Here is an 11,651-nt window from a genome sequence, read left to right as displayed (position 1 = left end):
GGTTCAGCTTATTGCCTTACATTTGCTTGCTTACATTTTATAGCATGACAAAGCATATTCCGAATACTATTACGATACTGAACTTGTTTTGCGGTTGCGTAGCCGTAATCCAACTGTTCGAAAAACACTACGATTGGGCCTTTTTCTTTGTCGCACTCGGCATTTTCTTCGATTTTTTCGACGGTATGGCGGCACGAATTTTTAACGCTGCTAGTCCACTTGGCTTACAACTCGACAGTTTGGCCGATATGGTGACCAGTGGAGTAACGCCGGGCTTGACTTTGTTTTTTATGCTACAAAATTCAAGCGGAATGCCGGCCGACTCCTTAATTCCGTATCTCGGATTTCTTCCCACTTTAGGTTCTTGCTACCGCTTAGCAAACTTTAACATCGATACGCGTCAGACCGATTCTTTTATCGGCATGCCAACGCCGGGCAATGCGCTTTTTATCGTGAGTTTACCCGTAGTTTTAGCTTCAACTACAAGCTTAATTGCCATTGAGTTACTTACAAATCACTTTTTTTTAATTGTGCTTGCTGCCTTGAGTGCGTTTTTATTGAATGCACCAATTCCGTTGTTTTCACTGAAATTTAAGTCGTTTCGTTTGTCTAAAATGAAGTTCCAACTGGTTTTAGTGTTATTTTCGGTAATAAGTTTGGTCGTTCTTCAAGTTGCGGCTGTACCTCTGATTATTTTTCTGTACGTAGTTTTGTCAATGCTAAAAAATGCCACGGAACGTAAATCCCAGAAAACGAGCGCCTAGGCGAAAATCGAATCCGAAAAATCAGCTTCGCAATCGAATTTTTCTCATGCTATTCTTGTGTGGAACTGTTGCACTTTTGATAGTGTTGAATAAAGCCACATTGTTGCGGTATTTAGGCTTTGTAACAGATCGTTACGAACAACGAGCCAGCAACGCAACAAACACCAACCAGCGTACCAAAGAAGTTTTTACGAGTTTTCCGAAGAGCACATTCGGTATCGATGTCTCCGAATATCAAGGTCGGATTCGTTGGCAGGAAGTTGACTCTGCATACGGAAAGCCGATTGAGTTTGTGGTATTGCGCGCCACAGCTGGAACGAATTATGTCGATAAACAATTTAAAAGCAACTGGAAAGCCATTCGTAAATTAGCGGTTATTCGAGGCGCATATCATTACTTTCGTCCGGACGAGAATTCTTCTGCGCAAGCGGAAAACTTCATAAAAACAGTGCAGTTAAAGCCCGGCGATTTACCTCCAATATTAGATATCGAGCGCGTTTCTTCAGTACAAAGCTTGCATAATCTGCGTAAAGGTTTGCGCAATTGGCTGAGCCTTGTGGAAGCGCATTACGGCGTTAAACCAATTATTTATTCGGGAAAGAAATTTAAAGAAGCGTTTTTAGAAGAAGAATTCTCTGGATATCGTTTTTGGATTGCGGCGTATACGGTTACGCAAAGGGAGTTTCCTGCGCAGCAACTTTTTTGGCAATTTTCTGAATCTGGATCAATTCCTGGCATTCGCGGATCGGTAGATTTGAATATTTACCGAGGAAATAGCGCGGCGTTAAACCGATTAACTATTGGGCGGTAAAGTCTAATTTCTTTTTACGCAATTCGAAATTCTGACCGAGATATACGCGGCGAACAACTTCGTCTTGAACCAATTCTTCGGGAACACCTGCTTTCAAGATGCCGCCTTCAAACATCAGATAGGTTTTATCGGTAATGGCAAGCGTTTCCTGAACATTGTGATCGGTAATTAAAATTCCGATGTTTTTGTTTTTGAGTTGCGCTACGATTCGTTGAATATCTTCAACAGCAACAGGATCAACACCAGCGAAAGGTTCGTCTAGAAGAATAAATTTCGGATCGGTAGCCAAACAACGCGCAATTTCAGTACGTCGACGTTCACCTCCGGAGAGTAAATCGCCGCGATTGGTACGGATGTGTTGCAGTGAAAATTCGTCTAAAAGCGACTCCATTTTCGCAACTTGCTGTTCTTTACTAAGATTCGTAAGTTGTAAAACGCTTAAAATATTGTCTTCAATACTCAGTTTGCGAAAAACCGATGCTTCTTGCGCTAAATAGCCAATACCTTGCTGCGCCCGTTTGTACATCGGGTAGTCGGTAATTTCTAAATCGTCGAGATAGATGTTGCCTGCGTTGGGCTTCACCAATCCAACAATCATGTAAAATGAAGTTGTTTTCCCAGCACCATTCGGGCCGAGCAATCCTACGATTTCACCCTGATTTACTTCCACCGAAACGCCTTTTACGACACTTCTTCCTTTATAGGTTTTAACTAAATTATCTGCGCGTAAAATCATTATTATTGGTTTGATTGTTCTTCTAAAGCTTCCCAAAACTCGTATGCCCGACGCAAATGCGGAATAACTATGGTTCCGCCAACCAGCGTAGCAATTCCCATGGCTTCCATCATTTCTTCTTTGGTTACGCCGTGTTTGTAGCTGGTTTCTAAGTGGTATTTAACGCAATCGTCGCAACGCAAAACAGTCGACGCTACCAAGCCCAAAAGCTCTTTTGTTTTCACGTCGAGTGCACCTTCTTGATAGGCATTGGTATCTAGATTGAAAATGCGTTTCACAACCTTGTTCGGGTCGGAAAGCAGTTTTTCATTCATTTTAGAACGGTATTCGTTAAATTCGGTTACTAGATTGCTCATTTTTCAAACGATTATTTACTACTACTTTAGCGATAAAAATACTGCATTCATACAGCACCAGTATCGGAATACTTACCAATAATTGCGAGGTTACATCGGGTGGCGTAACAATTGCTGCGATAATTAATATGATTACGATGGCAAATCTTCGATATTTTCTTAGAAATTCGGCCGTTACCAGACCAAGTTTGGCTAAGAAATAGATAATTACCGGCAATTCAAAAACCAAGCCAGAGGCAATTAGCGAAGTTTTTACCATCGATATGTACGAATCAACGTTAAATTGGTTCACTATCGTATCGCTCACTACAAAAGTGGCGAAGAAATTTACCGATAAAGGCACGACCAAGTAAAATCCGAACAAGACGCCGAGGAAAAAAAGTAAAGAAGTTACGAATACAAATGCGATTGCCATTTTTCGTTCCTTCTCGTATAATGCCGGCTTGATGAATTTCCAAATTTCAAACAGGATGTAAGGAAATCCGAGGATAAAACCTGCGGCAATGCACGTCCAAATGAAAATGGAAAATTGTCCGCCAACATTCGTATTTTGTATGATGAAACTAAAATCCTTTACACAGGTCGATTCGTCGTCGAGACCTAAGTACTTGGTGGTTTCACAAAAGAATTCATAGGTGATAAAATCGGGTCGTGTTGCGGCAAAGATGATATCCGAAAAGATAAAATCAATGAAAAAATACGCCACTACAGCACATATTAAAATGGCAACAGTGCTGCGAATCAACATCCAGCGAAGTGCTTCAAGATGATCTAAAAAAGTCATCTCTTTCATGCTTTTTTCAGCCATTATACTATTCCTTCTTTTAAAATATCGTGTAAATGAAGTACACCTTTATACTCTTCGTTGTCTACAACAACCAGCTGTGTAATCGAAAAATCTTCCAAAATATTCAAAGCATCAACAACCATGGTATTCGACGTGATGGTTTTCGGATGCACCGTCATGATATCTTTAGCCGTTAAACCACTAATACTGTCTGTCTTATTAAGCATTCTACGAATATCGCCGTCGGTAATGATACCAACTACCTTACCTTGATCGACCACAGCAGCCACGCCTAAACGCTTTTCAGAAATTTCGAAAATCGTTGCTTTTATTGAAGTGTCTGGACTCACTTGCGGTTTAAATGTATTGGCGAGCATATCTTTTACGCGAAGCAGCAATTTCTTGCCCAATGCGCCGCCCGGATGATACTTCGCAAAATCCTCGGCAGTAAACTGTTTCATTTCCATTAAAGTCACCGCCAAAGCATCGCCCATAACCAGCTGAGCTGTCGTCGAGGAAGTTGGTGCTAAATTAAGCGGGCAAGCCTCCTCGGTTACGGTTGTGTCGAGAACTAAATCGGATTGCTGTGCTAAAAACGAATGCGTGTTGCCTGTCATTCCGATCAAAATATTTCCAAAGCGTTTAATAATCGGCGCAAGTACTTTAATTTCCGGACTGTTGCCGCTTTTGCTGATGCAAATAACAACATCGCCAGCTTGCACCATACCTAAATCGCCGTGAATGGCTTCGGAAGCATGAAGAAATAAAGAAGGCGTTCCAGTACTGTTTAAAGTAGCTACAATTTTTTGGGCAATGATGGCACTTTTTCCAATTCCGGTAACCACTAAACGACCTTTCATCGAAAGTATCGCTTCCACTGCCGAAACAAAATCGAGAGTTAATAAGTCTGCCAACTTTTCAATCGCCTTACTTTCAGATAAAATCGTTCGTTTGGCGGTATCAAGGATGTTTATTTGCGTCATGAAAAGTGTACTTGAGAAGTATTTGTAGATTCAGAGGAATGTTGTACTTTTAGTATTGCAAAATTAAGTAAAATCCCCTTTTTTATCGCATGAATAATAAGGAAATCGACATTCATAATGAGCTCAAGAAACACTTTGGTTTTGACAGCTTTAAAGGGCTTCAAGAACAAGTAATTCGGAGTATTCTCGCCAATCAAAATACTTTTGTAATAATGCCAACCGGCGGCGGTAAGTCGCTCTGCTACCAGCTTCCAGCGCTTGTTTTAGAAGGAACAGCTATCGTTGTTTCGCCGCTAATTGCCCTGATGAAAAATCAGGTCGATGCCATTCGAAGCCTTTCCGACAAAGAAGGAGTTGCTCATGTTTTAAACTCTTCGCTGAATAAAACGGAAATCAATCAGGTTAAAAAAGACATCACAAATGGTGTCACCAAACTCCTATATGTTGCGCCCGAATCGCTTACAAAAGAGGAATATGTTCAGTTTCTACGATCTGTTCCCATTTCTTTTGTTGCCATAGACGAAGCGCACTGTATTTCGGAATGGGGTCACGACTTCCGTCCGGAATACCGCAATTTGCGACATATCATCAAACAGTTGGGCGAAGTTCCCGTAATCGGGTTAACCGCAACCGCAACGCCAAAAGTTCAAGAAGATATCTTGAAAAATTTGGATATGACCGATGCAAAAACTTTTAAAGCGTCGTTTAATCGTCCGAATTTATTCTACGATGTACGTCCGAAAACTAAAAATGTCGAGGCGGATATCATCCGATTCATACGTCAATACAAAGGAAAGTCGGGAATTATCTACTGTTTAAGTCGCAAGAAAGTAGAAGCCATCGCCCAAGTTTTGCAAGTTAACGGCATCAGCGCTGTGCCGTATCACGCCGGCCTCGATGCAAAAACACGTGCCAAACATCAAGATATGTTCCTGATGGAAGATGTTGATGTTGTTGTGGCTACCATTGCCTTTGGTATGGGAATCGATAAACCCGACGTGCGTTTCGTTATTCATCACGACATTCCTAAGAGTTTAGAAAGTTATTATCAAGAAACGGGTCGTGCAGGTCGCGACGGTGGCGAAGGCTACTGCTTGGCTTACTACTCCTATAAAGATGTCGAGAAACTCGAAAAGTTCATGTCGGGGAAACCCGTTGCTGAACAAGAAATCGGATTCGCACTCTTGCAGGAAGTCGTTGCTTACGCAGAAACTTCGATGTCGCGACGAAAATTCCTGCTTCATTATTTTGGAGAAGAGTTCGATAGCGAAAACGGCGAAGGCGCCGATATGGACGACAACGTGCGCAATCCAAAATCAAAGGTAGAAGCGCAAGATCAAGTCGTAAAATTGTTGAAAGTAGTTCGCGATACCAAGCATTTATACAAAGCCAAAGAAGTAATTTACACCTTAATAGGTAAAGTAAATGCGGTGATCAAAGCGCACAGAACCGATTCGCAGACGTTTTTTGGTTCGGGCGAAAAACACGACGAGCGCTATTGGATGGCGCTCATCCGCCAAGTTTTGGTGGAAGGTTTGCTGACGAAAGACATTGAAACCTACGGAATTTTAAAAGTTACCGAAAAAGGTTTGGATTACATCGATAATCCAACTTCGTTTATGATGTCGGAAGACCACGAATACGATGAAAATGAAGACGATTCGATCGTAACGGCAAGTAAATCTTCGGGAACAGCCGACGAAGCGTTGATGGCGATTCTCCGCGATTTACGCAAGAAAGTTGCCAAGAAAGCGGGCGTTCCACCGTTTGTGGTTTTTCAAGATCCGTCGCTCGAAGATATGGCACTCAAGTATCCAACAACGCTCGAAGAATTGAGCAATGTGCATGGAGTAGGAGAGGGCAAGGCCAAAAAATACGGCAAGGAATTCGTGGAAATGATTAATCGTTACGTGGAAGAGAACGATATCATTCGTCCGGACGATTTGGTGGTGAAGTCAACTGGGGCAAATTCGGCTAATAAATTGTACATCATTCAAAACATCGATCGCAAGCTTTCACTCGACGATATCGCATCGGCAAAAGGCTTAACGATGGATGCCTTGCTGAAAGAAATGGAGCAAATTGTTTACGCCGGAACCAAACTAAATATCAAATATTGGATCGACGATATTCTCGACGAAGATCAGCAGGAAGAAATTCACGATTACTTTATGGAGTCGGAAACCGATCGCATTGAAGATGCATTAAAGGAGTTCGACGGCGAATACGATATTGATGAATTGCGATTGATGCGCATCAAATTTATCAGCGAAGTAGCAAACTAAGTTAATCAGCCAATACAGCGCGATGCGGTTTTAGAATATCTCGGTATTTTAAAATTTCATCGCGCTGCACGATTACAAAGGCCAGGGAATGAAATTCAGAAACGTTTTCTGAGCCAATCTCGTAAAAATTTGCGTGCTCGGCGGCGGCAAATTCCGTTAAATGTTTTGCGTGATGTACCGCGGTTTGCGATGCTGCTGCGCCGCGAAAATCCCAAATGAGCTTCACTTTTTCCATGGTTCAAAAGTAGTTATTTCGACGAACACATTTTCATTGGAAACGATTGCCCGCGGCCGCGATTGAAACGGAAAGCACGCAAAGCAAATGAGCAAGAGCCCTTGGAAGTTTTGTGCGACCAACGGAAGCGCAAAAATGCCGTAGGGATGTGCGAATTTTGCTGCGTACTTGTAGTGAAAAGCGCGAAATGCCGCCCAAAAAAAGGAGTAAATCTTTTTAGAATTCGACTTCAAAGCAGGAGATTTTACAATTGTAGGTAGCATTTTTATTTGGGCAGCTGCCGGCAAAATTCGTTTTCATCAATAACTGTTGCTCCAGCCGGCACCGCGCTATCCGCTGTATCTGCTGCTCGGCAAACGCCGCTCGCAGCAGGATGCCGCTACTATCGCTGCTGCAAAATCCGTGCTCGAAAATCGTTCTCTCGTTTATTACAAGTCATAAAAAAACGAGATTCCAACCAAAGTCGAAATCTCGTTACCTTATTAAAAAGTTCTTTTCGCTACTTCGCGATATTTACCGCACGTGTTTCACGAATAACCGTAATTTTTACCTGCCCAGGATACGTCATTTCTGTTTGAATTTTCTGCGAAATATCAAAACTTAAACTGGCAGCGTGGTCATCGCTAACTTTTTCACTTTCAACGATTACGCGCAATTCGCGACCCGCTTGAATTGCATACGCATTTTTCACGCCGTTAAAGCCGTAAGCAATATCTTCCAAATCTTTCAAACGCTGAATGTACGAATCGAGCACTTGGCGGCGCGCACCTGGTCGTGCACCTGAAATAGCATCGCAAACTTGAACAATTGGCGACAACAACGATTTCATTTCGATTTCGTCGTGGTGCGCACCAATGGCATTACAAACTTCTTCTTTTTCGCCGTATTTCTCGGCCCACTGCATACCAAGTAAGGCGTGTGGTAAATCGCTTTCCGTTTCCGGAACTTTACCAATATCGTGGAGTAGTCCGGCGCGTTTAGCAAGTTTTACATTAAGTCCTAATTCCGCAGCCATCAATCCACATAACTTCGAAACTTCTCTACTGTGTTGAAGTAAGTTTTGTCCGTAAGACGAGCGGTATTTCATACGTCCAACCACCTTAATCAGCTCTGGATGTAAACCGTGAATTCCCAAATCAATAACAGTACGTTTACCCACTTCAACAATTTCTTCCTCGATTTGTTTGGTTGTTTTGGCAACAACTTCTTCGATACGAGCCGGGTGAATACGTCCGTCGGTTACTAATTTGTGTAAAGCAAGTCGTGCAATTTCGCGACGTACAGGGTCGAAGCACGATAAAATAATGGCTTCCGGCGTGTCGTCTACAATAATTTCAACACCAGTTGCGGCTTCAATCGCGCGGATGTTTCTACCTTCTCGCCCGATTATACGACCTTTAACATCATCCGATTCAATGTTGAATACCGAAACGCAGTTTTCAACGGCTTCTTCAGTTCCCACACGTTGAATGGTATTGATGATGATCTTTTTCGCTTCTTGATGTGCGGTAAGTTTCGCTTCTTCAACCGTTTCCTGAATGTACGCCATGGCGTTAGAGCGCGCTTCTGCTTTCAATCCTTCTATAAGCTGATTTTTAGCTTCCTCGGTTGATAATCCTGAAATCACCTCGAGTTGCTCTAACTGACTCTTGTGCATGCGATCAACTTCTTGTTGTTTGCGTTCGAGTACTTCGATTTTAGCCGACAATTCCTTGGTTTTAGCCTCGTAATCGTCGTTAATTTTCTTGGCCTTAGCGAGTTCACCTGAAACTTGCGATTCTTTATCGCGAATGCGTTTTTCTACTTCGGCAACTTTCTTATCGCGCGATAAGATTACTTGCTCGTGTTCGGCTTTCATTTCAAGAAACTTCTCTTTTGCTTGAAGAATCTTATCTTTCTTTATGTTTTCAGCTTCTAAGGCTGCATCTTTTAAGATCGATGCGGCTTCCTTTTTTGCGTTCTTTATCAGGTTTGAGACGTTTTTCTTTTCCAAGAATTTAGCGATTAGAAATCCGCCTACAATTCCGATAATCGCTGCAATAATTGCAATTGTGTTCATATTTTGGGTTAAGTTTAAAAAAAAGCCTGCATTAATCTGTGAATAAACTCGTAAAGACAAGTTTTGAGCTAGCGTATTGTTCCAGGATCTGCGACAAAGGCAGCATGCTGTAGTAATACCGATTTGCTCATTCTAATTTGTTAGTGTTGAGTTTACCAATAATGAATTAATGCAGGCAGTATCGATGTATGTTAAGAACGTTATTTTTCGAGCACTTGTCCTAAAATAGCATTCATATTCTTGAGCTTTTCGAGCGTTTGCACATCAATATTTTGCTTATCAATTTGCTGTTGCTCCAACTGAGAAGCAAACTGTAAGGCGCACATAGCCAAAACATCTTGCTTGTCTCTAACGGCATAGTTTTCTTCAAATTGCTTGATCATGGCATCAATTTTCTTCGAGGCAAGTCGTAACGCTTCCTCTTGCGAAAAATCTACAGTGAGCGGATAAACTCGGTCTGCAATTGATATTTTGATCTTTAATTTGTCGTCCATCTAGTCTGCTAATTGCGCTATGCAATAGTCAATTTCTCGAATCAATGAATTTATTTTAAGCTTCGTATCTCTTTTATATTCGTCACTGCCAAGTAAAGAATTGGCCATTTTCTGAGCTTCTAGCGCCTGCGCAAGTTCTTGAATCTTCAAATTTAACTGCTCTTCTCTTGCTTTTGAGTCGGTTAACGCCGTTGTTAACTGACTGTTATGTAGCTCAATTTGCTGCAAACGAGCCAATAACGCGTTTATCCGATTCTCAAGCGTCGTTACTATGGCAGCTATTTCACTCATAAATGCTCCGTTCCTTACTTATTTCACAAAGTTAAAATTAGTTTTCGTTGTGGCAATATATTTGTTGACTTTTGAATAACGTTATTTTTACGGTTTTTCCGTAACAGCAATTCAATCTGTTTATGCAACTTTGTACCTATACGCCAGTTATGAGTAAAATATTAGCATTTCTCTGCCTCTTTTTTTCTTTACAAATAGTTGCACAATCCGCATATCCAGAGGATTATTTTCAATCGCCACTCGGAATTCCCCTTCAATTATCGGGTTCTTTCGGCGAACTTCGAAACAATCATTTCCATACCGGAATCGATTTTCGAACACAGCAAAAGGAAGGTTTGCCTATTTACGCTTGCGCGGAAGGATACGTGTCCCGAATAAAAGTGTCTACCGCAGGAAATGGAAAGACCATTTACATTGATCATCCTAACGGATATACTACGGTTTACGCACATCTTCAGAAGTTCGACTCTGCGATTGCCGCCTATGTGAAACAAGCGCAGTATCAAGCGCAATTGTTTGAAATAGAGTTATTCCCAAAACCTAATGAATTGCCGGTGTCGCGAGGTCAGCAAATCGCTTTTTCGGGTAATTCGGGAAGTTCGTCCGGTCCGCATTTGCATTTCGAAATTCGTGAAACGGTGTCCGAATTGAGTGTGAATCCACTTTTTTTTGGATTCGACACACTTATTGCCGATACGAAACGTCCGGCTATTTCGAGTATTTTGGTGTATCCCCTGAGCGAAAATGCTTGTGTTAATGGAACACGCGAGGCAATTAGCGTCAATTTGAGTTTGCAAGAAAACGGAAATTACATCGCCGATCCCGTTAAAGCGAAAGGAAAAATTGGTTTTTCAATCGCTGCTACCGATGCCTTCGACTACGCTTTTGGTAAAAACGGTCCGTTCACCATTGAAACATGCCTAAACGGCAATCGGAACTTTATGTTCACCGCCGATAAATTTTCTTTTGATGAAGTGAGGTACATTAATGCTTACATTGATTATTCGCGACTAAAAAAAACAGGCGTGCGTTATCAAAGATTGTTTATGAATCCGCCGTATCCCTTGCGCAATCTTCAAACCGATATTCAGGCTGGAATAGTTGATGTACAGACAAATCTTGCTGCCACTTATCGCATCGAAGTTGCCGATTACGCCGGAAACAAAACGGCAGTAGATATTCCGATTATCTACGATCCTAAAGAAGTGATAACAGCAGCAAAGCCTAAAAGTGAACTTCCAATCTTAAAATACGATATCGAAAATTTGTATGAAGAAGGTCGTTTTGCAGTTTCGGTAAAGCCACTCACATTTTATGCAAACTTTCCAATACTTTTTAAAGCTACTGAAAACGAACTCGAATTCGCAGCAGATGACATTCCGGCACATCAAAACGTTACCATTTCTTACGAAGCCGATCATTTAGATCCCGAAATTTTTGAAAAAAGTTTTATTGGTTCCGTCGACGGGAATCGCTTAAAATTCATTCCTACCAAAAAGCAAAACAACAAGTTAATTGCTTACACGCGGAATTTAGGACAGTTCCGAATTGGTTTGGATACCATCGCTCCAAGCATCAAAGCTTTCAACATAAAAGAAGGAAAATGGATTTCTAAACAACAAACCATCATTTTTATCGTTTCAGATAACGGAAGCGGAATTTCTAAATACGAAGGATTTATCAATGGAAAGTGGGTCTTGTTTGAGTATGAACCCAAAGACAAGTCGCTTACTTACTTCATTGACGACTCCCAGTTAGTTGACGGTAAAAACGACTTGCGCGTAATTGTTACCGATGAGCTCGGAAATTCTGCTATATTTGAAACATTCTTCCACAGGAAAATAAATTAA

12 protein-coding genes and 1 other RNA gene are annotated in these 11,651 nt (G+C 41.6%); 4 read left to right on the top strand and 9 right to left on the bottom strand.

Features of this window, described 5'->3' with window-relative positions; genetic code table 11:
* The first annotated feature begins 44 nt into the window (after window positions 1-44).
* A complete protein-coding gene (locus tag Q0064_RS10050; RefSeq protein WP_298147956.1) occupies window positions 45-764 on the top strand; it encodes a CDP-alcohol phosphatidyltransferase family protein in 720 nt (239 codons plus the stop codon).
* A gap of 46 nt (window positions 765-810) precedes the next feature.
* Window positions 811-1,575 (top strand): GH25 family lysozyme, encoded by a 765-nt coding sequence (locus Q0064_RS10045; RefSeq protein ID WP_298147954.1) that lies wholly within the window; start codon window positions 811-813, stop codon window positions 1,573-1,575.
* Here Q0064_RS10045 and lptB read toward each other — a convergent pair.
* Genes lptB through Q0064_RS10025 form a run of 4 tightly spaced genes read right to left on the bottom strand, consistent with a single transcriptional unit; the run spans window position 1,562 to window position 4,437 of the window.
* On the bottom strand, window positions 1,562-2,311 hold the full coding sequence (gene lptB, locus Q0064_RS10040) for an LPS export ABC transporter ATP-binding protein (protein WP_298147951.1): 750 nt from the start codon (window positions 2,309-2,311) through the stop codon (window positions 1,562-1,564). The two genes, Q0064_RS10045 and lptB, sit on opposite strands and share 14 nt — an antisense overlap.
* Window positions 2,312-2,313: 2 nt before the next feature.
* A complete protein-coding gene (locus Q0064_RS10035) occupies window positions 2,314-2,667 on the bottom strand; it encodes a carboxymuconolactone decarboxylase family protein (protein WP_094486238.1) in 354 nt (117 codons plus the stop codon).
* Complete coding sequence (tatC, locus tag Q0064_RS10030; RefSeq protein ID WP_298147946.1) at window positions 2,642-3,475, bottom strand: twin-arginine translocase subunit TatC; 834 nt, start codon at window positions 3,473-3,475, stop codon at window positions 2,642-2,644. Before tatC ends, Q0064_RS10035 begins: the two co-directional genes overlap by 26 nt.
* The gene (locus tag Q0064_RS10025) at window positions 3,475-4,437 is read right to left on the bottom strand and encodes a KpsF/GutQ family sugar-phosphate isomerase (RefSeq protein ID WP_298147943.1); all 963 of its coding nucleotides are present in this window, start codon (window positions 4,435-4,437) and stop codon (window positions 3,475-3,477) included. Before Q0064_RS10025 ends, tatC begins: the two co-directional genes overlap by 1 nt.
* An 89-nt stretch (window positions 4,438-4,526) precedes the next feature.
* Between Q0064_RS10025 and recQ the strand changes: the two genes are divergently transcribed.
* Entirely contained in the window at window positions 4,527-6,722 is a 2,196-nt protein-coding gene (recQ, locus tag Q0064_RS10020) for a DNA helicase RecQ (RefSeq protein WP_298147940.1), read from the top strand.
* Window position 6,723: 1 nt separating this feature from the next.
* Here the strand turns inward: recQ and Q0064_RS10015 are convergent, their stop codons facing one another.
* From Q0064_RS10015 to Q0064_RS09995, 5 genes are all read right to left on the bottom strand, one after another.
* The gene (locus Q0064_RS10015; RefSeq protein WP_298147937.1) at window positions 6,724-6,957 is read right to left on the bottom strand and encodes a hypothetical protein; all 234 of its coding nucleotides are present in this window, start codon (window positions 6,955-6,957) and stop codon (window positions 6,724-6,726) included.
* A gap of 499 nt (window positions 6,958-7,456) precedes the next feature.
* Window positions 7,457-9,016 carry a ribonuclease Y gene (gene rny / locus Q0064_RS10010; protein WP_298147934.1) on the bottom strand — a complete coding sequence of 520 codons (1,560 nt, stop codon included), beginning with the start codon at window positions 9,014-9,016 and terminating at the stop codon, window positions 7,457-7,459.
* Window positions 9,017-9,060: 44 nt separating this feature from the next.
* Window positions 9,061-9,168: non-coding RNA, 6S RNA (gene ssrS / locus Q0064_RS10005), on the bottom strand.
* A gap of 48 nt (window positions 9,169-9,216) precedes the next feature.
* The gene (locus tag Q0064_RS10000; protein WP_094486232.1) at window positions 9,217-9,510 is read right to left on the bottom strand and encodes a cell division protein ZapA; all 294 of its coding nucleotides are present in this window, start codon (window positions 9,508-9,510) and stop codon (window positions 9,217-9,219) included.
* The gene (locus Q0064_RS09995) at window positions 9,511-9,801 is read right to left on the bottom strand and encodes a hypothetical protein (RefSeq protein WP_298147928.1); all 291 of its coding nucleotides are present in this window, start codon (window positions 9,799-9,801) and stop codon (window positions 9,511-9,513) included. It lies immediately after the preceding gene.
* Between the two features lie 149 nt (window positions 9,802-9,950).
* Here Q0064_RS09995 and Q0064_RS09990 point away from each other — a divergent pair, with 149 nt between their 5' ends.
* A complete protein-coding gene (locus Q0064_RS09990; protein WP_298147925.1) occupies window positions 9,951-11,651 on the top strand; it encodes a M23 family metallopeptidase in 1,701 nt (566 codons plus the stop codon).

The organism is Flavobacterium sp., assembly GCF_027490375.1.
Lineage (GTDB): Bacteria > Bacteroidota > Bacteroidia > Flavobacteriales > Flavobacteriaceae > Flavobacterium.
This window is presented reverse-complemented; position numbering and strand designations above follow the sequence as displayed.

Excerpts from the sequence above, each read along its gene's own strand:
- Q0064_RS10000 (WP_094486232.1), bottom strand. The coding sequence starts at position 9,510 with ATGGACGACAAATTAAAGATCAAAATATCAATTGCAGACCGAGTTTAT.
- recQ (WP_298147940.1), top strand. The coding sequence starts at position 4,527 with ATGAATAATAAGGAAATCGACATTCATAATGAGCTCAAGAAACACTTT.
- Q0064_RS10025 (WP_298147943.1), bottom strand. The coding sequence starts at position 4,437 with ATGACGCAAATAAACATCCTTGATACCGCCAAACGAACGATTTTATCT.
- Q0064_RS10045 (WP_298147954.1), top strand. The coding sequence starts at position 811 with ATGCTATTCTTGTGTGGAACTGTTGCACTTTTGATAGTGTTGAATAAA.
- rny (WP_298147934.1), bottom strand. The coding sequence starts at position 9,016 with ATGAACACAATTGCAATTATTGCAGCGATTATCGGAATTGTAGGCGGA.
- lptB (WP_298147951.1), bottom strand. The coding sequence starts at position 2,311 with ATGATTTTACGCGCAGATAATTTAGTTAAAACCTATAAAGGAAGAAGT.
- Q0064_RS09990 (WP_298147925.1), top strand. The coding sequence starts at position 9,951 with ATGAGTAAAATATTAGCATTTCTCTGCCTCTTTTTTTCTTTACAAATA.
- Q0064_RS10050 (WP_298147956.1), top strand. The coding sequence starts at position 45 with ATGACAAAGCATATTCCGAATACTATTACGATACTGAACTTGTTTTGC.
- tatC (WP_298147946.1), bottom strand. The coding sequence starts at position 3,475 with ATGGCTGAAAAAAGCATGAAAGAGATGACTTTTTTAGATCATCTTGAA.
- Q0064_RS10015 (WP_298147937.1), bottom strand. The coding sequence starts at position 6,957 with ATGGAAAAAGTGAAGCTCATTTGGGATTTTCGCGGCGCAGCAGCATCG.
- Q0064_RS10035 (WP_094486238.1), bottom strand. The coding sequence starts at position 2,667 with ATGAGCAATCTAGTAACCGAATTTAACGAATACCGTTCTAAAATGAAT.
- Q0064_RS09995 (WP_298147928.1), bottom strand. The coding sequence starts at position 9,801 with ATGAGTGAAATAGCTGCCATAGTAACGACGCTTGAGAATCGGATAAAC.